Here is a 24,527-nt window from a genome sequence, read left to right as displayed (position 1 = left end):
AAGACGGACAATCGATCACGCCGCTGGCGATGATCGCGACGTGTGAAGGATGCGGGAAAACAGCGATGTACGGGGAAGGCGTGAACTTGAGACAGGCGATCGCGACAAAGGACCAGAAGCGGGCAGGCCAATGGTGGTGCGCTCGGGATCACAACGGGCGCGGATACTGCGCAGAAGCGGCGAAAGGACAGGCTGATGGGTAGGCACAGCAAACCGGCGCACAACAGGGCCGAGGGCAAGCGGGAGCCCAGCGGCCGGATCAATCGGAAAGGCGTCGGCCAGCGCAAGCGGGACGCCCATGACAAGGCAGAAAGGGAAATGATGAGCGTGGCGATCGGAGCGCGGCAGCGCATTTTTGGGCTCAACGCAAAGCTGGCACGGGATCAGCTTTCCGGGTCCGTTGTCGGGCGCCTGGCGCTCATGGGGATGCAGGGCGGCGGCATCAGTCGTCAACAGGCGGACGCGGCGTTCATCTGGCTCGAAGATAGAGCGGCCTATGCCAAGGTCATGCAGAGCCCCAAGGACGATTCGGCCATAGACCTGGCCCACGTCCCCGGCATCAGTCATGGCGAGAACGTCGAGCGGGCGAAGATGAACCGCAAGCGCTACGAGCGAGCACGAGAGGCGCTGCAGCAAGCGCAGAACGTTCTTGGTGGTCGCTCCAACCTATGGGCGGCGATCAACCTCATCGTGGAGCAGGACAAGGACATGCCCCACCTGATCGGGGATCTTCGGGAAGCGCTCAACGCTCTGTGCCGGCACTACAAGATACCGACCCCAGTTAACCGGAAAGCTGTTGACATGACGGCCGAAGCAGTCTAGCAAAAGATAATCGCGAGCAGATGCGTTCGCACGCGCCCCGCGCCGGAGACGGTAGCGGGGCTTTTCATTGGGCGAAGCGGTCGCAGTAATGCGTTCCGCCTGGTGATCGGCAGCAGGCAAAGCCTTCACCCTCTTAGGCCGCTGACTTCCTGCTTGAGCGGCCCGCCCATGCCCCTTTTGAAAGGACTGCCACCATGGACAAGGCCGATTTCATCCCCGAACTCGACCCTGCCAAGGTGAAGACAGCAACCGATGCCCTGAACGATCTCGCCGCCGCAGCGGTGCGCGCCCAAGAGGCGCTTGCAGACCTGGGCATGGCCATCGTGCTGACGGGCGAGGCGGACGATGATGAGCCGGAGATCGGCGGTCTGAACTAAACCATGGAACCTAGCTTCCATGGTTGACCCAGAGGTTCCTTGGTTAGCCAGCCGGGCGGCGGAGGTCCGGCACCAATTCAAATCTCAGGAGAGGGTATGGCGAGAGCGCGCGCAGATTATAGCGATCCGCTGGACCCTCTTGTGGTCGAGGCCCGCAAGAAGGCGGCGAGATCGTTCCTGCGCCGCTATATCGCGCCGTGGCCTAAAACCCCATCTGGGGAGATCGACGTCTCTGGTGTTGATCTACTGATGGGGGATGGGGCTTCGGCCATCCGAGGGCTGCTCGAAACCATCAAGGCGATGGAGGCAGAGAGGCAATAGCCTAATCCTCATCGCCCAACACCTTGGACAGCATACTCCCTCGAACCTGAGTGCGCTGCTTTGGTTTAGGCCCAGCCTTCGCCTTAAACGCTACCGAGTTCTGAGGAAGCGTAACCGGATACCCATAGTGCGGTAGCCTTACGGTAATCTCTGACCCATCGTCAGAAACCCGGCTTACGGTTGCTTCTATTGTGACGGTATCGCCTATGGTGATCTTGGGCATGGGTTCCTCCGAGGGCGATTCAACGCGGGAGGGGCGGCAAGGTTCATCAATGGAGGCTTATATGCGTGACTTCGCCAAGCGCTGGATTGAAGCCGATATGGCAGAAGCCTTCCCCGAAGTGCCCCGAGAGATCCTTGAGCAGTTCGCAGAGGGGCAGGCGGAACAGGTGGCGCAGGAGTTGAGCCGCCCGCTCGATCCGGTCGAACACGCCTTCCTTTATGGGGATGGTAAGCCGTGGAAGGGCGGTCTGGTTTAGTCCATGCCTGCTCTCAAGAACGCAAAGCACGAGGCATTTGCCCAAGGGCTCGCCAAGGGCCTTTCTGCCTCCGAAGCGTATGTCGCTGCCGGGTATAAGGAAAGCCGTTCGGCTGCATCACGTCTGTCAACAAATGTGAACATTGAGGCGCGCGTTTCCGAACTTGTCGGCAAAGGAGCCGAAAGGGCAGAGGCAACCGTTGAACGGGTCCTGCATGAGATGGCCCGGCTAGGCTTCTCCGATGTCCGCAAGGCGTTTACGCCGGGTGGCGCACTGCTGCCCCCGCAAGAGTGGGATGACGATTTTGCCGCTGCTGTGGCCGCAGTCGAGGTCGTTTCGCGCAACACGAATGAAAAGGACGCCGAAGGCCGCACGGTTATAGAGCACGTCCACAAGATTAAGATGTGGGACAAGAACAGCGCCTTGGAGAAGATCGCCAAGCACCTCGGCATGTTCGTCGAGCGTGTGGAGCACTCTGGGAGCATGAACCTTGTCGTGACGCCCGAGGACGCCGAGCTGTGACGCATGACCGTTCAACTCACGGAGAAGCAACGGGAGGCTAACCGGCTCCTGGCCAGCCAGGCGCGCAATATCATGCTGCGCGGCGGCTCGAGGTCGGGCAAGACCTTCGTTCTGGTCCGGGCCATCATTCAGCGGGCGGTCAATGCCCCTGGGTCGCGCCATGTGATCTTTCGGTTTCGGTTCAACCACGCCAAGACATCGGTGTGGTCGGACACGCTGCCCAAGGTGCTCAAGCTGTGCTTCCCGAGCCTTCGGGTCCGGTTCGACAAGACAGACTTCTTTGTCGAGATGCCCAACGGGTCACAGGCCTGGATCGCAGGGCTGGACGATAAGGAGCGGGTCGAGAAGATCCTTGGGCAGGAATACGCCACGCTCTATTTCAACGAAAGCAGCCAAATACCGTGGGCATCGGTCGAGACGGCCATGTCTCGCCTGGCGCAAAAGTGCGAGTTGGCACCGGAGATAGCAGAAGCGACGGGAAGGAAGTTCCTGGCGCTCAAGGCGTACTTCGACTGCAATCCACCGTCCAAGCTCCATTGGTCCTATCAGATGTTCCGGGCCAAGATGAAGCCCGGCACAAAAGAGGCGCTGGCCAACCCGGACGATTACGCAGAGATGCAGGTCAACCCTGCGGACAACGCCGACAACCTGCCGGCCGAGTATTTTGATGTCCTTGCCTCGATGTCAGCGGCCAAGAGGCTGAGGTTCGAGGCGGGCGAATGGGCCAGCGAAGTCAGCGGCGCTCTCTGGGCGCTGGAAGACCGCAAGGCGCCCGACGGCAAGACAATGCCGGGCCTGGACAGTCTGCGTGTCTCCGAAGCCCCAGAACTGCAACGCATTGTTGTTTCGGTCGATCCGAGCGGCACGCGCGGCGATGGTGGTGGCGACGATATCGGTATCATCGTGGCCGGGTTGGGCATGGATGGGCACGGCTATGTGCTCCATGACGGAACCTGCCAGATGAGCCCGGAAGGGTGGGGCCGACGGGCCGTTGATCTGTACCACAGGTTCGGCGCCAACCGGATCGTGGGTGAACGCAACTACGGCGGCGACATGGTGAGGTTCACCGTGGCCACTGCCGACAAGAATGCGGCTTTCAAGGAAGTGGTGGCGAGCAGGGGCAAGGCAGTTCGCGCCGAGCCTATCAGCGCCCTCTATGAGCAAGGGCGCGTGCACCATGTGGGCGACTTTGCCGACCTTGAAGATCAGATGTGCAATTTCACTGCGGCCGGGTACGTGGGCGAGGGATCGCCTGACCGGGCCGATGCTCTGGTTTGGGCACTTACCGAATTGATGTTGGACGGTTCAACCTTCACTCTGGCCAACGTATAGGAGCGGGCATGGCTGTCATCTATGGCCCGAGCGGCCATCCTCTATCGGTCGTTGGCGACAGCCTGACCAACCTCGTCAGCCGTATGGGCACGGAGCGGGACAAGTCGGCATCGACCTTCTACGCCCTGACCCTGCTGACCGATGACCAGATCATCGCCGCCTACAAGACGGCATGGCTGCCCCGGAAGATCGTTGACATCCCCGCCTTCGACAGCGTGAGGGCGTGGCGCGACTGGCAGGCCACGACGGCGCAGATCGAAGCCCTAGAGGCCGAGGAAAAGCGCCTCAACGTTAAGGGCAAGGTGTTGGAGGCCCGCGTCAAGGCCCGCCTTTGGGGCGGTGCTGCGATCATGCTGGGCACGGGTGACACGGACCTCAGCCAGCCTCTCAATGTGGAGCGCATCGGGCGAGATGGCCTTCAGTATCTCACGGTGCTGACCCGCCGCCAGTTGACTGCCGGCGAGATCGAGCGCGACCCGGCCTCGGAGTTCTATGGCCAGCCCAAGAGCTATCAGATCAACTCGGGCGAGACGGCGCAGGTAGACATTCATCCGTCGCGGCTGGTGATCTTCCATGGCGTGGCGCCGACCGATGACGATCTTGTGGCAACAAACCGGGGTTGGGGCGACAGTGTGCTTCAATCCGTGATCGATGCCATCAAGCAGGCCGACAGCACAGCGGCGAACATCGCCTCTCTGGTGTTCGAGGCCAAGATCGACATCATCAAGGTGCCCAACTTCATGGCCTCTCTGGGCGATGAGGGCTACAAGCAGAAGATCCTTGAGCGCTATACCTTGGCGAATACGGCCAAGGGCATCAACGGTACGCTGATGCTCGACAAGGAAGAGGAATACGAGAGCAAGACGGCGACCTTTGCCACGCTGCCCGACGTCCTCGACCGCTTTCTGCAGATCGTGTCCGGTGCGGCTGATATCCCTGCCACGCGCCTCCTGGGTCAGTCACCGGCAGGCATGAACGCCACCGGTGAATCGGACCTGCGAAACTATTACGATCGTCTCAGCGCCATGCAGGAGCTCGAGATGACGCCGGCCATGGCCCGGCTGGATGAATGCCTGATCCGCTCCGCTCTGGGGTCGCGGGACAAGGACATCCATTTCAACTGGTCGCCGCTCTGGGGTATGTCGGAAAAGGAAAAGGCAGAGGTCTTCAAGGCCAAGGCGGATGCGGCGCGCACGATTGCTGGCACGGGCGGAACGTCTCCGGCCCTTATGCCGATCGAGGCGCTGTCCGATGCTTTGGTCAACGAGTTGATCGAGGATGGGTCTCTCTCCGGTCTGGAGGCAGCGATCGAGCAATACGGGACGCTAGGAGAGCAGGAAGAGGACGAAGGCGACCTAGAGGCCGCCGCCGTGCCTTCCGCCGCTCCTGAGGTCCCTGTGGGCACGAATGACGCCGCCCCGCGCACACTCTACGTTAGCCGAAAGCTGCTCAACGCCGATGAGGTGATTGCTCACTTCAAGGCTCAGGGCGTCGAGACGACCCTGCCGGCTGATGACATGCACGTAACCATCACATTCAGCCGCGAGGCCGTGGACTGGATGAAGATGGGGCAGGCGTGGGAAGCCAAGATCGAGATCGCCGAGGGCGGGCCCCGCCTGATGGAGAAGTTCGGTCCTGAGAGCAAGGCTCTGGTGCTGCTGTTCCGCTCGTTTGAGCTGGAGTGGCGGCACGAATCCATGGTTGCCAATGGGGCATCGTGGGATTGGCCGGAGTATCAGCCCCACGTGACGATCACGCACGGCTTTGAAGGCGACCTCGAGGACATCGAGCCTTACCAAGGCCGGTTGTTGTTTGGGCCGGAGGTGTTCGCCGAGGTCAATGAACGCTGGGCCGAGGATTTATAGGCGGGAGAAACGCATCCGGGCATCTCTCCCAGCCCTCGGTTCCTCTTACTATGTAGGCCTTAGCTCCGTTGGTACGGCAGACATCAGCCGAAAAGGTATTTGGGACCTTGGTGTCACCCGCTCCCCCGCCCGCGCTTCCTTTAGCGCCTATTGGGCGCTTCGCCTAGCACATTATTCGAGGACCCCATGCAATTCACTGACGCTGTAACCGTCGCGGGCAAGCCGCGCCGGACCGCTGACGGCTATCTGATCGCAGAGGCCAAGTGCGTCCGCACCGGCATTCAGCTTTACACCGGCGATGAGGTGGGGCGACCCGATCTCAACGTGGTGCGCGTCTATCGCGGACCCGACGAGGTCTTTGCACAGGATAGCCTCCAGTCGTTCAGCCATGCCCCGGTTACGGTCGATCACCCGTCGGAGCAGGTCACGGCGGACAACTGGCGCCAGCTATCGGTTGGCGAGGTCAGCACTGCGGCCAAGCAGGACGGTGAATGGGTGATGCTTCCCCTCATCCTCAAGGATGCTGCAGCGATCAACGCTGTCGAGGCGGGGAAGCGTGAGCTTTCCGCTGGCTATCTCTGTGAACTCGATTGGACGCCTGGCGTGACCGCTGACGGCCAACCGTTCGACGCACAGCAACGCTCAATCAAGATCAACCATCTCGCGCTTGTCGATCGGGCGCGGGCTGGTTCTCAGGCTCGCATCGGTGACGAGGCGGGAAAGTGGGGCGCTGCCCCGATCCATGACGCAACCCCTGAAAAGGAAACTCCAATGAACCTGAAGACGGTAACCGTCGATGGCATCCCGGTCGAGGTGACCGATCAGGGCGCCACCGTCATTGCCACGCTGCAGCAGCGCCTTGCTGACGCGGCCAAGAAGGCGACAGAAGCCGATACGGCCCATGCCGCTGCCCTTGCTGCCAAGGACAAGGAAATCGCCACCAAGGACGCCGAGATCGATGATCTCAAGGCCAAGGTGGTCGATGGTGCTGCCCTCGACAAGCTCGTCGCAGATCGCGCCGCGCTCGTCACCGTGGCCACCAAAATCGCCAAGGACGTCAAGACCGACGGCCTCAGCGATGCCGACATCCGCAAGGCAGTCGTGACTGCCAAGCTTGGCGATGCCGCGGTCAAGGACAAGTCGGCCGACTACATCTCGGCCCGCTTCGACATCCTCGCCGAAGACGCCGGCAAGGAAACCACGGACACGTTCCGGGAAACGCTGCGTAGCGGCATCCAGTCGAACGACAGCGCCATGGCTGACGAGGACAAGGCCTATGCCGCCTCGATCGCTGATCTCAACCGCAAGACGGAGGCCGCGTAATGGACCCGCTCCAGACCACTTATGCCGACGGGATGGCCCGTTGGGTCGAGGGCATGATCCCCGACATGCGCACGCCTGGCGAGGACGTGTCGCGCAACGTTGAAACCGCCGCCGGTATCGGCTTTGGCAAGGTGGCAGTGCAGGGCACCGGGGATCGTCAGATCGTCGTTTCTGCTGCGGCCACTCCCTTCGTGGGAATCACGGTGCTCGACACCACGCAACTGCAGGACAGCTACCCGCAGTACGCCACGGCTCGCGTACGCACCCAAGGTCCGATTGTCGTCCAGGCCTCGGTCGCCGTCGCGGCCGGCGACCTGGCCTACTTCGTGCCGGCCACTGGCGTCATCACCAACGTCGCCACCGACAACACCCTGATTGGCAAGTTCGAGACTTCGACCTCGGGCGCCGGTCTGGCTGTCGTCAACCTGAGCTAAGCCAGAAAGGAAAGCTTGAGATGAAACACTTCCAGATGGATGCTCAGGTCGCGATGAGCTTCGCGGTCTCGCAGGCATCCCGCATCAATGCGACGGTCTATCAGGCCCGCTACCCGGCGATCCGGTATCGCGGCCTGGTGCCCGTCGACACCACCGGGCCGGAATGGGTGAAGTCCATCACCTATTTCTCGCTCGATGGTGTGGGCCAGGCCGAATGGATGAACGCCGGCGCCGATGACGTGCCGAAGGTCGAACTGCTCCGCGCCAAGACCGAAGCGACCGTATCGATGGCCGCTATCGGTTACGGCTGGAACGTCGAGGAGCTGGCCCAGGCTCAGCAGCTCGGCATCGACCTGTCCTCGCGCAAGGGCTCGGCTGCTCGCCGCGCTTCCGAGGAGAAGGTGGATTCGGTGGCCTTCTTCGGTGACACCGAAAAGGGCTTCACCGGCATCACCAACAACCCGAACGTGACCGCCGTTGATGCGGCCGCCACGGGCACCGGTTCTTCGACCGAATGGGCGGACAAGACCCCCGGCCAGATCATGGCCGACGTCAATGCCATGATCTCGGGCGTCTTCACCGGCTCCAACACTGTCGAGATGATCGATACGATCCTTCTGCCCTATACGCAGATGCACGACATCGGCACTCGCCAGCTGTCGGAGAACACCGAGACCACCATCCTCTCGTGGCTTCGCGAGAACAACGTCTACACCATGGAGACGGGCCAGCCGCTCAACATGCGCGGCATTCGTGGTCTCGAAACCGCTGGTGATGGTGGCACGGCCCGTATGGTTGGCTACCGGAACGATGAGGAAGTGCTGCGGCTCAATATGCCGATGCCCTTCCGCTTCTTCCCCGTGTGGCAGACAGGCCCGTTCCGCTACGACGTGCCGGGCGCGTTCCGTATCGGTGGCGTCGACGTCTCGCTCCCCGGTGCGATGCGCTACATGGATGGGATCTAAGCCATGACCAAGATCACCAACACCTCCAAAGCCATCCTTGGCGTCAACGCCAAGGTCGACGGCAAGGTCCGCACCGTGTCTCTGGCACCGGGCGAGACCAAAGACCTCGACGTCATCAAGACCAAGGTCTTCGACGCTCGCGTGAAGAGCGGTGCCCTCTCGGTGATCGCCGGGAAGGCTAAGGCCGACGCTGCGCCCAAGCAGGACGAACAGCCCAAGACCGCTGCCGAAGTCCTCGAGCTTGCCGATGGCAACTTCATGACGTTCAAGGCCGCTGCATCGAAGGTGCTGGGCGACGATACCCCGTCCACCAAGGACGAGATTATCGCGGCTCTTAAGGCCAAGGCAGACGCATAATCACCAAGGGGCGCGGACCACTGCCGCGCCCCGATCTGACTTATTCGAAGATCGTTTCGCGCTCGATCTCAAAGCCCTGATCGTACAGATCGCTGTACTGCGACTGAGGCGGGTAGGGATTGTCGTAGTGCTCGTTCCTCGAGTGCTGCTGGCCAAGTTCAAACGCATTCTGTTCCGCGCGACGTGCTTGTTCGCTCATCTCGAACTCCTTTGTTGAGCTTATGGCTTGTATATAGCGTTGAGCTCGCTCGGATGCGTCGGAACAGAAGAATAATCTGGAGAGACGTCCGCATGGCTGGCTATGGCACCGACCAGGGTTTTACTGACTGGCTCTCCGAAAACGGATTCACGCTGCCAGAGGGCGCTCCATCCATCGCAGTCCTGCGGGAGCGGGGCAGCTCGTATATCGATGGGACATATGGATCACGCTTCTCGGGAGTGCCGACCGGCGGATTTGCTCAGGAACGGGCATGGCCGCGTACGGGCGCCAAGGCCTATGGCCAGGCGATCGGCAGCGATGTCATCCCCGATGCTGTGATCAAGGCGAGCTATGTGGCGGCCTTCGCCGAGGCAAAGGCGCCCGGTTCCCTCTCGGTGACCTACACGCCCGGCACCACAAAGGTGCTGACGAAAGTCGACAAGATCGAATGGGACGTCATTGGCGATGCCAGTGCTGCCGGGGCGATGATCCCGGTCCTCAGCGCCGTGGAAGGGCTCTTGGCGCCGTTCCTGGTCCCTGTGGGCGGCATCCCCGACATTTTGGTGGTCTGACATGGCTGAGGATTGGAACAGCATCGCCGCGGAAGTCGAGGGGGCTATCAGGTCCATAGGCGACATCTTCGAGCCCGATGGCCACCCAGCCGTCATCCGCAAGGAAGGGACAGGGGAGCCGCAGAACCCATGGGACCCGCCCGGCGGTGTTCCCACCTATCATGAGGTCCGGGTGCTGATCTCGGATCAGGAGCTTCGGGATATCAACGGAACGCTGATCGGCCAGACCAAGCGGACGGTGACCATCTCGGGCGCTGCCGGTGTTGTCCCATCGGATGACGACAGGATCGTGCTGGGGATGACAGAGGCGCAGGTTGTGACGGCTGGGGATGCGAATGTGGTGTGGCAAGAGCTGTTGGACGTGAAGCCCCTTTCGCCTGCTGGCGTGGTGGTCCTCTATGAGCTCACGCTCACCAGTTAGCGAGGGACGATGAGCGCGGCAAGTATCGCTGCAAGGAAGCCCACAGCAATCCAGAGCAGCCAGTAGATACCGTGCAGGAGTTCGACGGCCCCGGACAGTCGGTCCTCGGCCGATCGGTTCTTAATCAACTCAAGGGTCCCTTTGAGCTGCAGTGCAATAGGGATGATCGACAAGAGCATGCCGGCCGCGAACGCGGCTGCGATCCAGACATAAAACATGAAGCACTCCGCGTTCGAAGGTGGAAGCGGACTTTGCACCGGACTGCGCCGCAAGGAAAGCCATGCCCACACAGCGCCAGATATTCGAGGCCCTGGCCGAAAGGCTGGAGCCGCAGGTCCGTGACGCCTTCCTTGCTGCTGTCGCCGAGATCAGATCGAGCGTGACGCTCAAGCTGCTGATCGATCGATTGGAGCGCGGGGATATCGCCGGCGCCATCGACGCACTGCAGATCGAGCGCGAGGCTTATGGCAGGCTCGATCTGTTGATTGGGGAGGCATACAACTCTGGTGGGATCGCCCAGGCCGATGCGCTCCGCATCCGCGACCCGGAAGGCGGGCGGGTGTTGTTCCGCTTCGGGGTTCGCAATCCAGAGGCGGAGGAATGGCTTCGGCGCCATAGCTCAACTCTGATCACCCGAATCGTTGAGGATCAGCGCGAAGCGGCCCGTCAGCATCTCATGGCTGGCTTGGCCCGAGGTCAGAACCCTCGCCAAACCGCCCTTGATCTCGTGGGGCGCGTATCAAGGGCCACAAACGAGCGCACAGGCGGCGTATTGGGCCTCACGGCTGCTCAGGAGCGGACGGTGGCAAACGCCCGCTCAGCGCTTCTCTCTGGAGACGTAGAGGGCATGCGCCATTACCTGACGCTGTCCCGCCGAAACAAGCGGTTCGATCCAAGCGTCATGGCGGCGATCAGGGATGGGCGTCCGATCAGCGCTGAACTTGTAGCCCGGATCACGGGCCGCCTGTCGGATAGTTACCTCGCGCTCAGGGGCGAGACGATTGGCCGAACGGAAACGCTCAATGCCTTGGGCAAGGCTCGTGATGATGCAATGCGTCAGGCGATCCAGCAGGGGAAGGTAGACGCCCGTTTCGTGGAGAAGATCTGGCGCCATTCCTATGCGGAACATCCGCGCGTGCAGCACCAGGCCATGAGCGGCAAGGCTGTGCCCTATCTGGAGCCGTTCGTCATGCCTGACGGGACCAGCGTCCGCTATCCGCATGATCCCGACGCGCCGGGCAAGCACACGATAGGCTGCCGATGCCGGGTCGAATACCGGATCGACTACGCCGCGATGCTGGCTGAGCAGCGAAGAGTGGTGCAGTGACCTCGTTTGAGGCTCAGGTAGGAACCTGGGCAGCGAAGGTGCCGGGGGCGATTGATGCCGTCCGCAAGGGCGCTGCGCAAGACGTTGTTGGAGAGATGCAGACGCCTCGCGGTGCCGGCGGGCACATGCGGGTGAGGACCGGCTTTCTATGGAACTCGCTGATGGCGTCCACAAGCCGGATGCCTTCGATCAACCCCGAGTATCGCCCGCCGAGCGACGCATCGCCGGGCTCCTACAGCTATAGCGCTGCCGATATCGAACTGGTCATCTTGGGGTCCGATATCACCGATCCGCTCTATTTCGGCTACACAGCGGCCTATGCAGGCATCCGCGAGTATCGAGACGGGTTTATCAGGCTGGCCGCGCAGAACTGGCAGCAGCACGTCGCTGAGAACGTCAGGAGGGTACGGTCGGCTCTGAAGGTTTAAGCCGCTCCTCGCGCTCCTCTGCGGCCACAAGGGCCATCTGGAGCATGGCGAGGTCTTTGCGAGCTGCCTTTAGCGCAGTGTCTCCGATGACCGTCTCGCCATCATCATTGCCAAGCGCAAGCCCTGCGGCATGCAAGCGTTCATAGACTTCGCGATCGGTGAGTTTCTTCGGCATCGGCGCCGCAATCTAAACCAGTGAGGGCCGGATGGCTACACCGACAGTCGAGACGAAAATCTGGCTGGCGATCAAGGCGCGCATCGACACGCTGAGCCTGTCTCAGCCGCACACGACCATTGATGGCGACCGACCCGAGACACTGCCCAACGGCATGGTCATTGAGGTGATGTATCGCCCTAACCGTCCGCAACGGCGATACCTTGACGGCGGCGATCCGCCCTTTCGCCAGGGCTTCGTTCAGTTGGGGCTCATGTTCCGACCAGGCGACACCAGCCGCCCTCATTCCCAAGAGATGGCAGGCGACATTGCTGGCCATTTCCCTGCCGATCTGCCCATGCGCTACGGCGGGATCACCGTCAAAGTCTCGGAGGCACCCGAAGTCGGCGGCGGCTTCTTAGATGACGAGCGGCAGCGCTTCGTCACCCCGATCACCGTGAGATGGAAAACAGAGGCATAGCCATGAACATCAAGGACACGATTGTCGTCCGCAAGAAGGACGGCAGCAAGCAGCGCATTTATGAGCGCGAGTTTAACCCCAAGCTCCACACGAAGGTGGCGGAGACAACCGCGAAGCGCGAGGCCGACAAGGCCAAGCCCTCCGCCTAATCAACCCGACAAGGAGAAACTGCGATGGCTGGCACTGGTGCTGGACGCAAATATTACATCTCGGATGGACCGGTGGGGGATGAGAACCTGGACCGGGCTGCATTCGAGGCCCTGACGTGGGTACGTATTGGGCGGATTGGAACAGCGACCGGAGGCGGCGCTTCGACCAACTTCCCGACGTACGGGCTTCTTGATGAAGACGTGGCGAACAAGCAAAAGGGACTGACCACCCCTGCCGACATGACGATCGAGCTTCGGCCAAAGCCGGATGATCTTGGCCAAATCCAACTCGCTGATGCCTCGCAGACGCGGCAGTCCTGGGGTTTCAAGATCGAAGAGGACGACGCCCCGGACGATAACACGACGAACTCGATCCAGTACAACCGAGGCGCCGTGGGCGTACCTACGGATGGGTTTGGCGGCTCGGATGACTTCCGCACCAAGACCTACACCGTGGGGCTCCAGCAAATCCCCGTGGACGTGCCGAACGAAGCGATCGTGCCGTAAGAGGGCCCAATGGAAATCTCGGGAATTGTCCAGTACGAGCAGCTTTTCACGCTCGAAATCCTTCACCCCGTCACCGAGGAACCGACCGGCATCACATGCATGATCCGGTCGGCCGGCAGCGCCGAAGTGAAGAAGGTCTTGCGCCAGCAGACCGACGCGAACCTTGAGCGCAGCCAGAAGCGGAAGCTTATCAAGGGCGCCACGCTCGAGCAGCAAGAGATTGAGAAGGCTGCGGCATATATCGCCTCGTGGGATTGGGGCGACAACACCTGGCATGGCAAGGTGCCCGATGACACCTACAAGGCCAAGTTCGAGGTTCTCGACGCCGAACCGTGGTTCTTCGCGCAGGTGGCGGAGGCGGCCAATACCATCGCAAATTTTACGGCGAACTCGGAGAATCCCTGAGCCTGGCAGCTTCCATTGTTGCCAAGTTCGATACGAAGGACTGGAAGGGCGACACGAGGCGCGATCGCTACGTTCGCTTTGAAGAGCCCGTGCCCGAGATCGTTATCCCAGAAGCTGGCGAGCATCTGTGGGAGTGGTTCTGGGATATGAACCGCGACCGTCAGCAGGGCATGAACGGGCCTCAGCCCATTGGCCTCGCCGGAATTCGGCTATGGTCGGAGATGACTGGGCAATCCATCCGCCCCGATGAGGTCGAAATCATCCGTGACATGGATGATGCTTATCGCGCTGCTCTAAGCGCTGAATTCGCTGATCAGCAGCGCCGCCGAGACGCCGAAGCCCAATCCAAGAAATAGGAGCGCCGTGATGGAAGTCGCTGGCTTGCACATCACCGTGAATTCCGATGACGCCAAGAGGGCGGAAATCAACCTCAAGGCGATGGGCTCTGCGGCAACGGTCGCAGCGGGATCAACCAACCGCATGGGGGGGGCCGCTGCCGCTGCCGCCGCTTCTGCCCGCAACCTTGCAGGGGCTATCGGGCAGGGCTTGAGGTCTGCCGTTGACGCCGTGGGCGCGGCATTCAACCGCCTCACCGGGTTCATGCGGATAAATGCGTCAGAGCAGCAGCGATTGGCCGGCACCGGCCGTAACCTCACCTTCCAACTATTCGACATCGGCCAGGCGTTGGCGACTGCCCCCACGATGGGCATCTATGCGCTCCAGAACCTGGGCTTTCAGTTTGCCCAGATCGCACAGATGTATGTGGGGCAAGGTGGGCTAAGGGCCGCGTTTGTCGATATCGCGGCGCAATTGGCCACCTTCGTCCGCTACATCGGGCCGGTGGCATTGGCCATTGGCGCGGTCACTGCGGCCGTCGCAGGCATGACGTATGAGATCAACAAGACCTCCGATGTACAGGTCGGGTTCTTCGACGTGGCCATCGCCGGGTGGCAGTTGCTTTCCGAAACGATCGTCGGCGCCGTTATGCCCGCCATCAATCAGGTGGTTAGCTGGTTCCGGCAGCTTTGGGACTGGATATCTCCGGTTCTGAAGACAGTAGGCAATGGCATCATCGGAACGTTTGTAGGGTCGTTCGACGCCATTATGGCGACGTGGGATCAATTGCCGTCGGCGCTCGGGGATCTTGCCATTCAGGCGGGGCAGTTGTTCCTCGACGGGATCGTCCAGATGGCGCGACAAGCCATTGCTACGATCAACGGTTTGATCGCCAGCATGAATGGAGTGCTTCGTGATACCGGCGTCCAAATCCCCCAACTGGATGAGCCGATGCGCGTGGTTCCGCGTGTGACGCTGGATAATCCGTTCAGCGGTGCAGCCTCGGGAGTGGCGGCGAGAGCATCGGATGCTTTCGGCAGCGCCATGGGGCGAGACTATCTTGGAGACGCCTTCGGAGCACTGTCCCAGCGGGCCCAGGAGATCGCGCGGGCACGTCAAGAGATGGAGGCTTTGGATGGTGCCACGGGCGCGGCGAACGATAACGCTAAGAAACTGGCCGATGAGGGGCTCTCGGAGGTCGCCAACAAAGCCTTCGATGTGGCTGAGGGACTCCGCAATGCCTTCCAGGGCCTCGGTTCCGGCCTGTTCGAAGCCATCAAGAGCGGCGGCAATATCGTCGGCAACGTTCTAGATATGTTGATCGACAAGCTCGGCCAGTTCGCATCGGCATGGCTCGATACGATCATGAATAACGGCATCAATTCGCTTGTGAGCATGCTGTTTCCCGGCGGCGGGGCATTCAACGCGCCTTCGAGCTATGTTCCCGGCGGCTTCTACCCCGGCCTTCCCGGCATGGGCATCGGCTCGTGGGACGGCGGCGGTTACACCTGGTCTGGCTCGCGGTCAGGTGGTATCGACGGTAGGGGCGGGCGCCTCGGCATCTTGCACCCCAATGAATACGTCACCGATCTGACGAAGGGCGCCGGGGCGGCGAACTCCAATGTTGCCCCCAACATCACGCTCAACTTCATCGATAATGCGGGCGTCGAGGTTACGCGCGGCCCGCTCGAGAGCGATGGACAGGGCGGATATAGGCAGGAGATCATCCTTGACCGCGCCGTCGCCGGGGCCATTGCCCGGCCCGGTAGCCGCTCGGCTCAGGCCATGCGAGCCCAAGGGAGCCTTGTAAAGCGATGACCTTGCCAGCATGGCCCCCTGAGCTATATCGGCCTCTGGTGGATGGCTTCCAGCGCGGAACGGGCGATAACCGTCGGTTCGGGCAATTCGACAATGCCCCGCCGACGGTTCGCCGCGGCACGTCAAAGGCGACGGAAAGCGTCTCGGTTTCCTTCGTTTGCTCCTATGACCAAAAGGCCCGCTTCGAGCGCTTCTACGACGATGAGTGCAAGGAGGGCGCCGCCGTGTTCACCATGCCGGCGTGGGACAGCGACGGCGTGTATGTCCTCACGGCGGACGGCATTCATTTGCTCGACCATGAGGATGATCCTCTGCTGGTGACATCGACCTGGGCCTGCCTGTTCGGGCAGGGCGGGGCAACGGTGACGCCTTTCGGTCTGGACTGGAAAGTCGCGTTTGAACTGGTGATCCTGCCATGAGCCGCATTATTTCGCTCAATGCCCGGCTCGCCCACGATGCCGTGGCGTCGTCTGAAGTTGAGGTGGTGCTGATCCAGTTCACGCACCCCGAGACGGAGCAAATCGTCCGGCTCTCCACCGATCCGACGGAGCGGATCAGTTATGCACCGCTGGCCTATGGCACGCGGTCGAACTGGCTCGGCGCCGATCCGAACGACGATGAACAGGCGTTCCGCTTCGTCCTGATCAGCGTGCAACTGCCCGACGATGAGGAAGCGGCTCCGCCGGCGGCACAGTTCGTCCTCGATGCTGTCGATGCCTCTATGGCCGAGGTGCTTCTTTCGACCACCCAGCGGGCAGAGGTGTCCATTGCCGTGGTGCTCGCCTCATCTCCGAACGTGGTCGAACAGGAGTGGCACGGATTCAAGCTGATCAATGTCGAAGGTGATGGCGGCCAAATCACGCTTTCGATCACCCGCGATCCCGTCACCGCCGAGCCTTGGCCGGCGGGACGAATGACGCGCGAACGGTTCCCAGGATTGCACCCGTAGCCATGCACTGGTCAGAGAAATTCCTGGGCCTGCCGTACGAGCCTCTCGGGCGCTCTGTGGCGGGCGCAGATTGCTATGGGGTATGCTGGCTCGTCCTGACGAGCTTCGGCGTTCCTGCGCCGTCCTACGCTGGGGAATATGCGTCCTCGGAGGAGGTGGAAGAGGTTTCGGCATTCATTGGCCGCACCAAGGGCCAGTGGGTGAGCGTCGAGCGTCCGAAGGAACTCGATCTCGTAACCTTCCGGCGGGGCGGCTGGGAAAGTCACGTCGGCATCGTCGTTAAGCCGGGGCTTATGCTCCACAGTTCGAGGGGCAAGCCCTCGTGCATTGAAGATTACACGTCCGGCATCTGGGCAAACCGCCTGACCGGCTTCTGGCGCCATCGCGCGCTGGCATAACCTCAAGGATCATCGATGACCGCTCGCGTACCCGTTTGCGCCATGCCCTCGCTTGACCCGGCAGTGGGCCGGATCGAGATCGAGTTGCCCTATGGCGCTACGGTTGCCCAGATCATCGCGGAGGTCTTGCCGCACGCCACAGAGGAGATGTTGGATCGGGCCAGGGTGTGGCTGGTGTCCAATGTTGGCGAAACGCTCCTGTCAGCCCGGAAGGCTTGGCATCGCATTCGCCCGCGCCCCGGTGTCCGCGTCCTGATCAAGCTCGTTCACGGCGGCGACATGCTGCGCAACGCGCTGATGATCGCGGTATCGATCGGCGCCACGGCCTTGGGGCAGTTCTGGGCCGGCCCCATGATCGGTGGCCTGTTCGGCGGGAGTGCGCTTGCGGCCAATATCGGTGCGGCCGCCTTCGCTGCCGGTGTCACCATTGCGGGCGGCTATCTGCTCAACATGTTGATCCCGCCCGCCCGTCGTGGTGTCGATCAGCAGTCGGAACGTCCGCTATACCAAATCTCGGGCTGGAAGAACTCCGCCAATCCCGATGGCGCCGTTCCTTCTATCGCTGGGCGCATTCGCTACGCTCCAATGTTTGCCGCGCCGAGCTACACCGAGATCGTTGGTGATCTCCAATATGTCCGGGCGCTGTTCACCTTCGGCTATGGCCCGGTCGAGCTGTCGAACCTCAAACTCGGTGACACGCCGATCGAGAAGTTCGATGAGGTCGAATACGAGATCAGGGAGGGTTATCCCGACGACGATCCGATCACGCTCTATCCCCAGCAGGTGATAGAGGAGGTGCTTGGCGTCGAGCTGCGCCGCGACCGCCTACGCAACGATGCCGGCACGATTATTGGCACAGGACCGGAAACCCCTGTCGCACGCTTCACGGCAGGCGATGCGACGGAAGCCAATGTGATTTTGAGCTGGCCCTCCGGTCTTACCGATGTCCATGAGTCCGGGGGCGATGCAGGTGAACTGAAGCCCACCACGGTTGTCATCAGGATTCGGCAGCGCCCGGCCTCTGGCGGCTCGTGGCAGGAGGTCACGACGCTTTCAGTTCGGGCGGAGAAGCGGGAAGGTTTCTACCGCTCCCACCGTTGGGCCCTGCCCAGCCGTGGCCGCTGGGAGATCGAGCTTACCCGCGTCACCCATGAGGCTGAAGAAACGGAGATCGTGGATAAGACGGTCTGGCTGGCGTTGCAGAGCTTCAGGCCCGAAAAGCCGGTCAACTTCGACAAGCCGCTCTGTCTTGTCTCCCTGCGGGTCAAGGCAACCTATCAGCTCAACTCGCAACTCGACACCTTCAACGCTATCGCAGAGCGCCTGGTGCCAGACTATGACCACACCACTGGCGAATGGACGCTACGCAAGTCGCGCAACCCGGCCTCCTATTACCGGCTGGCGCTGCAAGGGCCGGAATGTGCCTTCCCCGAGGCCGATAGATCATTGGACCTCGACCAGTTCGAGGACTTTCACGACTTCTGCCGTACCAAGGGGCTGAAATACGATCGCATCCATGAGGCAGCGGCCTCGCAATGGGACGCGTTGACCGAGATTACCGGGGCAGGCAGGGCCGCTCCTCGGTTCGATGGCACCAAATGGGGCGTCATTATCGATCGACCCCAGGATTTGGTCGTGGCGCACGTCAATGACCGCAATAGCCGGAACTTCGGCTGGTCGCACGGTTACCCCAAACCGCCCCATGCCTTCCGTGTGGCGTTCCTCGATCAGACCAGTGATTTCCAGCAGCGCGAGCGCCTTGTGCGCTGGCCTGGCTATACCGGCGACATCACCGTTACCGAACACCTCGAGATGCCAGGTAAGACCGATCCTGACGAAATCTGGATCGAAGCCCGGCGCCGGCAATATGAGGCGATCTATCGTCCCACACAGTTCTCAGCGGTGCAGGACGGCGCGGTCAGGACGGCAACGCGGGGCGATCGGGTGAAAGGCAGCTTCCCGGTAATCTCGCGCGTCATGTCGGGGCATCGGGTAAAGGCCGTGCGCGGGCAGTTGGTGACGCTTGACGGGATCGTCGAAATGGAGCCGGGGCAGAGCTATGCCCTGCGCTTCATGGTTGAGGAAGGCGAAGGTGAGGCGGCGACCACATCAAGCATCGTCCGCATCATCATGCCCTTCGCCGGGGAAACGGACAGCGTGGCCCTGAGTGGTGACGGTCCATTGCCCAAGGCCGGAGATATCGTTCATTTCGGCCTGGCGGGGCAGGAGAGCTATGATCTGGTCGTGGCGGGGGTACAGTCCGGCCAGGCCATGACAAGCGTCCTGACCATGCTCCACGCCGCTCCGATCATCGATCAGTTGACCGATGCCGAGGTGCCGCCGGCATGGAACGGCAGGGCAGGGCAAGATGCGGGACTCGACGTCGCAATTCCCGCCATTCCGAAGGTGCTCGCGATCGAGCCCTATTTCGATGCAGTCGGTGATCCTGATGGTGTTCTGGTGCGTCTTGAGGCAGGCGAGGGGAGCCCGGCAGTGGTCGGCACTTTCACCCTGCGGCACCGGCTGGCCGGAACGACGACATGGACGCTGAACGCTCCGGTCCCAGCGGCCGATGGCATGGTGATCGCCACGGGCTATTCGTCGGGCGCCGAGATCGAGATGCAGAGGCTTGCAACCTCGATCTACGGATATTCCAGCGATTGGTCCGACATCTTCACCTCAACCGGTGCAGAGACGCCGCCATTGCCGCAACCGGACCCGATCACCTCGGGCTCTGTGACGGGCGGGACGGGGCAGGCCACCTTCGACCTGACGACGCCGAACGATCCGCTGGTGACCGCCGTGGCCCTCTATTACGGGCCCAATTCGGACGGAACGGGCGTCACCGAAATAGTCGCGTTCACCGCGGCGCCCAATTCGCACTACAGCCGCACTGAGACAGTGCCGGCGGGAATCTGGTGGTTCTTCGCCGTTACCGAAAACGACGAGGGAACCCAGAGTGTGGGCTTCTCCCTCGGGCAGGAAACGATCTCCTGATCCACCGATCATCGCAGACCACTTCACCCGGCCACTGAGCTGGGCTTTTCGCTTTGGAGCATAGGCATGGCCATTCGTGACGGCATCCGCACCACCAATCTCGAGCGTCAGTTCTCGATCGATGAACTGATCGGAAACATCACCGAAGATGGTGTGGCAAAGACCGCGCGCGTGCCGGTACAGGCGCTGACCAACCAATTGGCGGCATCCGGGCCGTTCGTGTTCGGCAATACGGTCTATGCCCTCACGAAAGCCGATCTCGACGCTGTCGTTCCCGCAAATGAGCAAATGGGCGGCATCGTGCTCGCCGATCCCGTTCCGGCCAACAATGGCTATTACGCTCGCGAGGAAGGCGCATGGGTGTGGGGGAGGGGTTTTGCGGACACTTTTGCCCAGCTCATCAACTTCGGCGGCACGGCCAACGCCCAGACTGCCGATGTTAAGCCTGGTGTTGATCCTGCCAGCATCGAAGTGTTCTTCGCCTTCGTGGAGACACCCAATGCTGGCGCGATGACGCTCTCCATCAACGGCGAGCCCCAGCGCGAGGTCGTGAATCTTGCCGGCAATCCTCTGGCCGCCGGGGAGTGGACCGGGACGGTCATGTTCGCCCTCCGGGATGGCAAGTACCAACTGTTGCTGGATGCTGGTGCGGCAGCTAGTGCGGCGCAGAGTGCGAGTGAGGCGGCTAACAGCCTAGCTGATTTCAATGAGAAATATCTTGGCGCTTATTCCGATGACGCCAGCGCGACCGCTGACGCAGGAGGGGCACCAATTACTGGCGCTGAATACTGGAGCACCAGTGAGAACCGACGCAAGACTTGGGATGGGGTTGCCTGGGCGGCAACGGATGTTGCGCTGTCAGACGGGGAAGTTACTGAACCGAAGCTTGCATCGTCGCTGGCCAATACGCTTGCCCCTGCTGTCACCAGCAAGGCTGCACTGAAGGCGCTGAACACATCCAGGTACACCACCACGTTTCTTGCGGCGGCTGGGATCGAGGGCATGGTCACCTGGAAGGGCTCTGACCTTTCGGGGGAGATGCTTGGCCCTGCGATCACCAGTACAGCGGTCAACAGCGCTACCGGGACGATCACTCGGGCGGCGCACAATCTGACGCTGGGCGAGGCTGTGATCGTAACCACGTCGGTCAATGGGCTCAGCACCAATACCCTATATTGGGTGATCTATGTCGATGCCGACAACTTCAAGCTGGCGTCGTCTCTTGCCGATGCGAGGGCGGGCACGGCTGTCACTCTGACCGGGACGACGAACTTTACGGTTCGCCAGCATAAGGACCCATACGAGGGCGCTTACGTGACCAAAGGGCCGGATATTACCGGCGGGTCAGGTGCCTGGGTGCGCCCGGAAATAGGGACCGGCACGGGTAAGGTCACTTGGTTTGGGGCCGTGCCTTATCCAAGTCGCTCTGCTGCCTTGGCAGGCCTCGCCTCCGGTAACCGCATCAATGCCTGTGCCGAGCTTTTCCCGTCCGTCGACCTTGGAGCCGGTTGGCTTCTGATCGAGGAAACAGTCCGGGTCAAGACGTTCGTGCCTGGCGTCGACGCAATCCCCTTCGGAACGCACTTCTTTGGTGTCAACAACTACAACACCCGATTGGTGGCCGCAAACGGCCTAAATGCTCCAGTGTTGGACACCAACGGGGTATCCTCCATTGGGCTGTCGAATTTCGGCATTGACGGAAACGGCGCAAATAATACCGGGGCCAATACGCTATTGATCCGTAACTCTTATTACGGATTCATCCATGAAGTCCGCGTTCTCGATGGTTCGGCTTCCCATCCTGCGATCTACTCGCAGGGCTCCAACAATATCACCTACACGACTGTTTTCGCCTCAAATTGCCAAGGGGCAGGGTGGTTCCTTGATGCCAATTCTCGGCACAACGTCTTCACCACTTGCGGCGCGGAAGATTGGAACCTTGGCGGCGCGACAAGCGGGGATGCCATTTGGGGTTGGACCGACAACGGGTCGAATAGCTACAACGTCAATTCGTGGCTTGAGAACCGAAACGCTCTGGCTACCGATTGCGCGTATCGCACAAACAACCGCGATAATGTTGTTGAGCATATCGAGATCACGGCCGGCGGGAACCCGTTCGCCATTGGCATCCAAGCAGGAGCCTCATCTGACCGCTTCCGCCTGGTTAACCCCCATTTCGGTGGAACTGGAGGCGTCACCGCACCCGTGGTGCTACTTGGCACCAACAAATATCGCGAGCTTGTGGGGCTGTTTAACCCGGCCACGGAAGTCACCAATACCAACAGCGACATCACCACGCTTATCCGGCGCGGCAATCAGGTCTTCGATATCGCTGCACTGCGGACTTATACGTCCACAAATGGCGCATCCGGCCTTCGGATGGATATCTATGGCGGCAGCACCAACCTGCTGCGTATTCAGAATGCAGGGACAAGCGTGTGGGAAATCTCGGGAACAGGCCATTGGTTACCGAACCCGAACGGCGCCAACGACATCGGCAGCGCTGCGCGCCAAGTGCGTAACATCTTTTTGCAGAACGCACCCGACGTTAGCTCGGATGAACGTATCAAAGAACAGATTGGCGATCTCCCGGATGAGTGGTTGGATGCCTGGGGTGATGTGAAACGGAAACGATACAAGCTCAAAGCTGAGGTTGCAGAGCTTGGCGATGATGCGCCTTGGCATGTTGGGCTTGTGGCGCAACAGGTTGTCGAGGCGTTCGCCTCGCATGGACTAGATGCGATGAAGCTCAATCTCGTAAAGTACAGGGAATGGGGGGACGAGTTCGATGAAGATGGCAAGCTGGTTGTAGAAGCCGGTTCTCTCTATAGCGTCGTTTATACCGAAGCTGAGGCTTTCGAAGCCGCTTATGTGCGCCGGCAACTTGATGGGGTAACGCAGAATTAGGAGCGAGCGGCGCGGCGGCCCTTCAAGAATTTATACGCTTTGAACAACAGGAAGGCCGCCCCCGCCATCAAAGACACAATCAAGAAGGACACAGCGAACAAGAATAGTTCGATATCCTCGACCGGGTTGTGTTGAAGATCAGACCAAGTTGGGATTTCCATCAGTTGTGCTCCTCTGTTGGGGATTTGGCGCTAAACACGGCAATGGCCAAGACCCAACCGAACACGAGCGCCACGACGGGGTTTTCCAGCGACTGTAGGAAGGCCATTTCCAGCGATATCCCAGCTAGTGCGGCGGCCGATGCGAGGCCGGCAAATGTCCATTGATCTTTTGGCAGAGTGAAAGCCCGTATCACCGGCCGCACGATTGCTGTGAGTAGCAGCGCGACGAAGAGAACAGCGCCTACCAAGCCTACCTCGCTATACAGCTTTAGGTAATAGCTTTCGGAGGCTTCTACTCCTGGAATCAGATAGTCAAACCCGAAGTTCTTGACGAAGTTTCCCGATGCCATTAGCGACCCGCCGAATATCCGCTTCGTCCAGGTGTCTTGGTACGCAAAGATTGCATTGTAGACCTCGAAGCGCCCGATGCTGGACACATCAAGCCCAGATGCTGCGCCTTGCAGGCATCGATCGTAAACGGCGTCGGCGTCAAAGTCGTCTCCTCGCCGCTCCCTCACGCTAAGCACAACGTCGCAGACGTCGCCGGCCTGAGCTTGGGGAATATCTGGGCGGCCACTCTGGGATTCGGCTTGGGAAATATCTGGGCCATCGGCCCGAGCTTCGGCTTGGGAGGTAACCGGTATCTCAATACACAGCCTGCCAAATGAGGCTATTCCGCAAGCGGTAGAGAGCCCGGATTCAAAACGATCTGAGATTGAGTTAGGTACGGCGTTGTACGCAAATGGAAGAGCGGCAATCACTAGGGCGGCAGCGCTAGCAGCCTGCCAGACCGGGAGGCGGGGAAATCTCACCCGCTCATTCGCTGGTGTGGAATACCGATTGATTGCCAGAAGCACAATTGCTGCCAGCGCAGCAATCGCGGACTGAAGCATCGCGCCGCGCCCGTATGTAGCAAGGATCATCGGAACGAAGCTGACAAGAAGCGCGTAGGTCCAAACGTTCGGCTGTCTAAGAGCGGCCACGATGACAAACGGGAGCAGGAGGGAAATAACCACGCCAAATGGCAACGATGCGCCTATGAACGAGCCAACGCGGAACGGCGCGAACATCTCGGCAACGTCTTGGGGAACGGAGTGCTGCAACAACGTCGAGAGCGGTTGATCGAATACAACCTCTACCGCTACACCAGCCGCGAGAACGGCAGAAATTCCCAAGGCTATTTTGAAGTAAGAACGGGGCCGCAGGTTCGCGGAACTCATCAGCGCCAAGAATATAAGAAAGGCGACAATGGGGAACGCGAGGTGACCAAAGCCGAGAGAGCCTCTCACCAAGCTATCTGAGAATGGTATTTTGATCGCGGTCCAAACGATTAAGCAAAGCGCGATCCAAATCTCGGGGCGTCGGATTTGATGAAGCGCCTTCGGCCAATCTATCAGAAGCGCAAGCAAGAAGACGGGAAAAGCGACTGCTACGGTTGCAAGATTTCCCATCAAAAATGTCAGCGGGCCTCGAAAGCACGCTAGAAGCAAGACAAGGAAAATGCCCCAAAATACCAAGGCA

The 24,527-nt window shown here is 60.8% G+C and carries 31 protein-coding genes; 26 read left to right on the top strand and 5 right to left on the bottom strand.

All coding sequences use genetic code 11. From position 1 onward, the window contains the following. Positions 1–195: 195 nt before the first annotated feature. The 11 genes from NO932_RS11655 (at position 196) to NO932_RS11605 (ending at position 8,797) form a co-directional block, all read left to right on the top strand. Positions 196–822 carry a hypothetical protein gene (locus NO932_RS11655; RefSeq protein ID WP_309207501.1) on the top strand — a complete coding sequence of 209 codons (627 nt, stop codon included), beginning with the start codon at positions 196–198 and terminating at the stop codon, positions 820–822. A 194-nt stretch (positions 823–1,016) separates the two neighbouring features. Next, the gene (locus tag NO932_RS11650; protein ID WP_309207500.1) at positions 1,017–1,199 is read left to right on the top strand and encodes a hypothetical protein; all 183 of its coding nucleotides are present in this window, start codon (positions 1,017–1,019) and stop codon (positions 1,197–1,199) included. Positions 1,200–1,295: 96 nt separating this feature from the next. After that, the gene (locus NO932_RS11645; RefSeq protein ID WP_309207499.1) at positions 1,296–1,520 is read left to right on the top strand and encodes a hypothetical protein; all 225 of its coding nucleotides are present in this window, start codon (positions 1,296–1,298) and stop codon (positions 1,518–1,520) included. A gap of 284 nt (positions 1,521–1,804) precedes the next feature. Further along, positions 1,805–1,999 (top strand): hypothetical protein, encoded by a 195-nt coding sequence (locus NO932_RS11640; protein WP_309207498.1) that lies wholly within the window; start codon positions 1,805–1,807, stop codon positions 1,997–1,999. A 3-nt stretch (positions 2,000–2,002) separates the two neighbouring features. Next, entirely contained in the window at positions 2,003–2,521 is a 519-nt protein-coding gene (locus tag NO932_RS11635) for a terminase small subunit (protein WP_309207497.1), read from the top strand. 3 nt (positions 2,522–2,524) lie between these two features. Then, positions 2,525–3,853, top strand: a complete 1,329-nt coding sequence (locus NO932_RS11630; RefSeq protein ID WP_309207496.1) for a phage terminase large subunit — start codon at positions 2,525–2,527, stop codon at positions 3,851–3,853. An 8-nt stretch (positions 3,854–3,861) separates the two neighbouring features. Continuing rightward, positions 3,862–5,718, top strand: coding sequence for an anti-CBASS protein Acb1 family protein (locus NO932_RS11625; RefSeq protein ID WP_309207495.1), 1,857 nt, complete (start codon positions 3,862–3,864; stop codon positions 5,716–5,718). A 186-nt stretch (positions 5,719–5,904) separates the two neighbouring features. Then, positions 5,905–7,041, top strand: coding sequence for a DUF2213 domain-containing protein (locus tag NO932_RS11620; protein ID WP_309207494.1), 1,137 nt, complete (start codon positions 5,905–5,907; stop codon positions 7,039–7,041). Beyond that, complete coding sequence (locus NO932_RS11615; RefSeq protein WP_309207493.1) at positions 7,041–7,475, top strand: DUF2190 domain-containing protein; 435 nt, start codon at positions 7,041–7,043, stop codon at positions 7,473–7,475. Before NO932_RS11620 ends, NO932_RS11615 begins: the two co-directional genes overlap by 1 nt. A 20-nt stretch (positions 7,476–7,495) precedes the next feature. After that, positions 7,496–8,440, top strand: coding sequence for a major capsid family protein (locus NO932_RS11610; RefSeq protein ID WP_309207492.1), 945 nt, complete (start codon positions 7,496–7,498; stop codon positions 8,438–8,440). Between the two features lie 3 nt (positions 8,441–8,443). Beyond that, positions 8,444–8,797, top strand: a complete 354-nt coding sequence (locus NO932_RS11605; protein ID WP_309207491.1) for a hypothetical protein — start codon at positions 8,444–8,446, stop codon at positions 8,795–8,797. 40 nt (positions 8,798–8,837) lie between these two features. Here NO932_RS11605 and NO932_RS11600 read toward each other — a convergent pair whose 3' ends face one another. Then, on the bottom strand, positions 8,838–8,996 hold the full coding sequence (locus tag NO932_RS11600) for a hypothetical protein (RefSeq protein ID WP_309207490.1): 159 nt from the start codon (positions 8,994–8,996) through the stop codon (positions 8,838–8,840). Positions 8,997–9,088: 92 nt separating this feature from the next. On the opposite strand from NO932_RS11600, the gene NO932_RS11595 reads away from it, so the two are divergent. Beyond that, on the top strand, positions 9,089–9,568 hold the full coding sequence (locus NO932_RS11595) for a DnaT-like ssDNA-binding protein (RefSeq protein ID WP_309207489.1): 480 nt from the start codon (positions 9,089–9,091) through the stop codon (positions 9,566–9,568). Between the two features lies 1 nt (position 9,569). Beyond that, positions 9,570–9,989 (top strand): hypothetical protein, encoded by a 420-nt coding sequence (locus tag NO932_RS11590; protein ID WP_309207488.1) that lies wholly within the window; start codon positions 9,570–9,572, stop codon positions 9,987–9,989. Here NO932_RS11590 and NO932_RS11585 read toward each other — a convergent pair. Continuing rightward, positions 9,986–10,207: a hypothetical protein gene (locus NO932_RS11585; RefSeq protein ID WP_309207487.1), complete on the bottom strand. Its 222-nt coding sequence runs from the start codon at positions 10,205–10,207 to the stop codon at positions 9,986–9,988. The two genes, NO932_RS11590 and NO932_RS11585, sit on opposite strands and share 4 nt — an antisense overlap. A gap of 62 nt (positions 10,208–10,269) precedes the next feature. Here NO932_RS11585 and NO932_RS11580 point away from each other — a divergent pair, with 62 nt between their 5' ends. Both NO932_RS11580 and NO932_RS11575 read left to right on the top strand, forming a co-directional pair. Then, positions 10,270–11,316: a head morphogenesis protein gene (locus NO932_RS11580; protein WP_309207486.1), complete on the top strand. Its 1,047-nt coding sequence runs from the start codon at positions 10,270–10,272 to the stop codon at positions 11,314–11,316. Continuing rightward, entirely contained in the window at positions 11,313–11,744 is a 432-nt protein-coding gene (locus NO932_RS11575) for an HK97 gp10 family phage protein (RefSeq protein WP_309207485.1), read from the top strand. The genes NO932_RS11580 and NO932_RS11575 overlap by 4 nt, the downstream gene beginning before the upstream one ends. On the opposite strand, the gene NO932_RS11570 is transcribed toward NO932_RS11575, so the two are convergent. Then, positions 11,713–11,919, bottom strand: coding sequence for a hypothetical protein (locus NO932_RS11570; RefSeq protein WP_309207484.1), 207 nt, complete (start codon positions 11,917–11,919; stop codon positions 11,713–11,715). The two genes, NO932_RS11575 and NO932_RS11570, sit on opposite strands and share 32 nt — an antisense overlap. A gap of 31 nt (positions 11,920–11,950) precedes the next feature. Between NO932_RS11570 and NO932_RS11565 the strand changes: the two genes are divergently transcribed. The 11 genes from NO932_RS11565 to NO932_RS11515 all read left to right on the top strand — a co-directional run bounded on the left by NO932_RS11565 (position 11,951) and on the right by NO932_RS11515 (position 22,845). Next, a complete protein-coding gene (locus tag NO932_RS11565; protein ID WP_309207483.1) occupies positions 11,951–12,379 on the top strand; it encodes a phage tail terminator-like protein in 429 nt (142 codons plus the stop codon). 2 nt (positions 12,380–12,381) lie between these two features. Further along, positions 12,382–12,528 carry a hypothetical protein gene (locus NO932_RS11560; protein ID WP_309207482.1) on the top strand — a complete coding sequence of 49 codons (147 nt, stop codon included), beginning with the start codon at positions 12,382–12,384 and terminating at the stop codon, positions 12,526–12,528. A gap of 24 nt (positions 12,529–12,552) precedes the next feature. Next, positions 12,553–13,035 (top strand): hypothetical protein, encoded by a 483-nt coding sequence (locus tag NO932_RS11555; protein ID WP_309207481.1) that lies wholly within the window; start codon positions 12,553–12,555, stop codon positions 13,033–13,035. A gap of 9 nt (positions 13,036–13,044) precedes the next feature. Beyond that, the gene (locus NO932_RS11550) at positions 13,045–13,440 is read left to right on the top strand and encodes a hypothetical protein (protein WP_309207480.1); all 396 of its coding nucleotides are present in this window, start codon (positions 13,045–13,047) and stop codon (positions 13,438–13,440) included. 89 nt (positions 13,441–13,529) lie between these two features. Next, entirely contained in the window at positions 13,530–13,796 is a 267-nt protein-coding gene (locus NO932_RS11545; protein ID WP_309207479.1) for a hypothetical protein, read from the top strand. 10 nt (positions 13,797–13,806) lie between these two features. After that, positions 13,807–15,594, top strand: coding sequence for a hypothetical protein (locus NO932_RS11540; RefSeq protein ID WP_309207478.1), 1,788 nt, complete (start codon positions 13,807–13,809; stop codon positions 15,592–15,594). Next, complete coding sequence (locus tag NO932_RS11535; protein ID WP_309207477.1) at positions 15,591–16,013, top strand: hypothetical protein; 423 nt, start codon at positions 15,591–15,593, stop codon at positions 16,011–16,013. Before NO932_RS11540 ends, NO932_RS11535 begins: the two co-directional genes overlap by 4 nt. Beyond that, positions 16,010–16,543 carry a hypothetical protein gene (locus tag NO932_RS11530; protein ID WP_309207476.1) on the top strand — a complete coding sequence of 178 codons (534 nt, stop codon included), beginning with the start codon at positions 16,010–16,012 and terminating at the stop codon, positions 16,541–16,543. The genes NO932_RS11535 and NO932_RS11530 overlap by 4 nt, the downstream gene beginning before the upstream one ends. A 2-nt stretch (positions 16,544–16,545) precedes the next feature. Further along, positions 16,546–16,941 (top strand): NlpC/P60 family protein, encoded by a 396-nt coding sequence (locus NO932_RS11525; protein ID WP_309207475.1) that lies wholly within the window; start codon positions 16,546–16,548, stop codon positions 16,939–16,941. Between the two features lie 15 nt (positions 16,942–16,956). Continuing rightward, entirely contained in the window at positions 16,957–19,938 is a 2,982-nt protein-coding gene (locus NO932_RS11520; protein WP_309207474.1) for a phage tail protein, read from the top strand. 66 nt (positions 19,939–20,004) lie between these two features. Then, on the top strand, positions 20,005–22,845 hold the full coding sequence (locus tag NO932_RS11515; RefSeq protein WP_309207473.1) for a tail fiber domain-containing protein: 2,841 nt from the start codon (positions 20,005–20,007) through the stop codon (positions 22,843–22,845). Here the strand turns inward: NO932_RS11515 and NO932_RS11510 are convergent. Together NO932_RS11510 and NO932_RS11505 are read right to left on the bottom strand one after the other, a co-directional pair. After that, positions 22,842–23,006 carry a hypothetical protein gene (locus tag NO932_RS11510; RefSeq protein WP_309207472.1) on the bottom strand — a complete coding sequence of 55 codons (165 nt, stop codon included), beginning with the start codon at positions 23,004–23,006 and terminating at the stop codon, positions 22,842–22,844. The genes NO932_RS11515 and NO932_RS11510 overlap by 4 nt on opposite strands. Then, on the bottom strand, positions 23,006–24,523 hold the full coding sequence (locus NO932_RS11505) for an O-antigen ligase family protein (RefSeq protein ID WP_309207471.1): 1,518 nt from the start codon (positions 24,521–24,523) through the stop codon (positions 23,006–23,008). Before NO932_RS11505 ends, NO932_RS11510 begins: the two co-directional genes overlap by 1 nt. Positions 24,524–24,527 lie beyond the last annotated feature (4 nt).

The organism is Pelagibacterium sp. 26DY04 (assembly GCF_031202305.1).
GTDB lineage: Bacteria > Pseudomonadota > Alphaproteobacteria > Rhizobiales > Devosiaceae > Pelagibacterium.
Note: the sequence above shows the minus strand (reverse complement) of the source record. Positions and strands in the feature narration are given on the sequence as shown.

Bases quoted from the DNA above. Each gene is read 5' to 3' on its own strand.
- NO932_RS11525 (WP_309207475.1), top strand. From the start codon at position 16,546: ATGCACTGGTCAGAGAAATTCCTGGGCCTGCCGTACGAGCCTCTCGGG.
- NO932_RS11580 (WP_309207486.1), top strand. From the start codon at position 10,270: ATGCCCACACAGCGCCAGATATTCGAGGCCCTGGCCGAAAGGCTGGAG.
- NO932_RS11530 (WP_309207476.1), top strand. From the start codon at position 16,010: ATGAGCCGCATTATTTCGCTCAATGCCCGGCTCGCCCACGATGCCGTG.
- NO932_RS11565 (WP_309207483.1), top strand. From the start codon at position 11,951: ATGGCTACACCGACAGTCGAGACGAAAATCTGGCTGGCGATCAAGGCG.
- NO932_RS11535 (WP_309207477.1), top strand. From the start codon at position 15,591: ATGACCTTGCCAGCATGGCCCCCTGAGCTATATCGGCCTCTGGTGGAT.
- NO932_RS11650 (WP_309207500.1), top strand. From the start codon at position 1,017: ATGGACAAGGCCGATTTCATCCCCGAACTCGACCCTGCCAAGGTGAAG.
- NO932_RS11635 (WP_309207497.1), top strand. From the start codon at position 2,003: ATGCCTGCTCTCAAGAACGCAAAGCACGAGGCATTTGCCCAAGGGCTC.
- NO932_RS11560 (WP_309207482.1), top strand. From the start codon at position 12,382: ATGAACATCAAGGACACGATTGTCGTCCGCAAGAAGGACGGCAGCAAG.
- NO932_RS11555 (WP_309207481.1), top strand. From the start codon at position 12,553: ATGGCTGGCACTGGTGCTGGACGCAAATATTACATCTCGGATGGACCG.
- NO932_RS11590 (WP_309207488.1), top strand. From the start codon at position 9,570: ATGGCTGAGGATTGGAACAGCATCGCCGCGGAAGTCGAGGGGGCTATC.
- NO932_RS11615 (WP_309207493.1), top strand. From the start codon at position 7,041: ATGGACCCGCTCCAGACCACTTATGCCGACGGGATGGCCCGTTGGGTC.
- NO932_RS11600 (WP_309207490.1), bottom strand. From the start codon at position 8,996: ATGAGCGAACAAGCACGTCGCGCGGAACAGAATGCGTTTGAACTTGGC.
- NO932_RS11655 (WP_309207501.1), top strand. From the start codon at position 196: ATGGGTAGGCACAGCAAACCGGCGCACAACAGGGCCGAGGGCAAGCGG.
- NO932_RS11610 (WP_309207492.1), top strand. From the start codon at position 7,496: ATGAAACACTTCCAGATGGATGCTCAGGTCGCGATGAGCTTCGCGGTC.
- NO932_RS11605 (WP_309207491.1), top strand. From the start codon at position 8,444: ATGACCAAGATCACCAACACCTCCAAAGCCATCCTTGGCGTCAACGCC.
- NO932_RS11595 (WP_309207489.1), top strand. From the start codon at position 9,089: ATGGCTGGCTATGGCACCGACCAGGGTTTTACTGACTGGCTCTCCGAA.
- NO932_RS11640 (WP_309207498.1), top strand. From the start codon at position 1,805: ATGCGTGACTTCGCCAAGCGCTGGATTGAAGCCGATATGGCAGAAGCC.
- NO932_RS11620 (WP_309207494.1), top strand. From the start codon at position 5,905: ATGCAATTCACTGACGCTGTAACCGTCGCGGGCAAGCCGCGCCGGACC.
- NO932_RS11510 (WP_309207472.1), bottom strand. From the start codon at position 23,006: ATGGAAATCCCAACTTGGTCTGATCTTCAACACAACCCGGTCGAGGAT.
- NO932_RS11630 (WP_309207496.1), top strand. From the start codon at position 2,525: ATGACCGTTCAACTCACGGAGAAGCAACGGGAGGCTAACCGGCTCCTG.
- NO932_RS11550 (WP_309207480.1), top strand. From the start codon at position 13,045: ATGGAAATCTCGGGAATTGTCCAGTACGAGCAGCTTTTCACGCTCGAA.
- NO932_RS11645 (WP_309207499.1), top strand. From the start codon at position 1,296: ATGGCGAGAGCGCGCGCAGATTATAGCGATCCGCTGGACCCTCTTGTG.
- NO932_RS11515 (WP_309207473.1), top strand. From the start codon at position 20,005: ATGGCCATTCGTGACGGCATCCGCACCACCAATCTCGAGCGTCAGTTC.
- NO932_RS11540 (WP_309207478.1), top strand. From the start codon at position 13,807: ATGGAAGTCGCTGGCTTGCACATCACCGTGAATTCCGATGACGCCAAG.
- NO932_RS11570 (WP_309207484.1), bottom strand. From the start codon at position 11,919: ATGCCGAAGAAACTCACCGATCGCGAAGTCTATGAACGCTTGCATGCC.
- NO932_RS11520 (WP_309207474.1), top strand. From the start codon at position 16,957: ATGACCGCTCGCGTACCCGTTTGCGCCATGCCCTCGCTTGACCCGGCA.
- NO932_RS11585 (WP_309207487.1), bottom strand. From the start codon at position 10,207: ATGTTTTATGTCTGGATCGCAGCCGCGTTCGCGGCCGGCATGCTCTTG.
- NO932_RS11625 (WP_309207495.1), top strand. From the start codon at position 3,862: ATGGCTGTCATCTATGGCCCGAGCGGCCATCCTCTATCGGTCGTTGGC.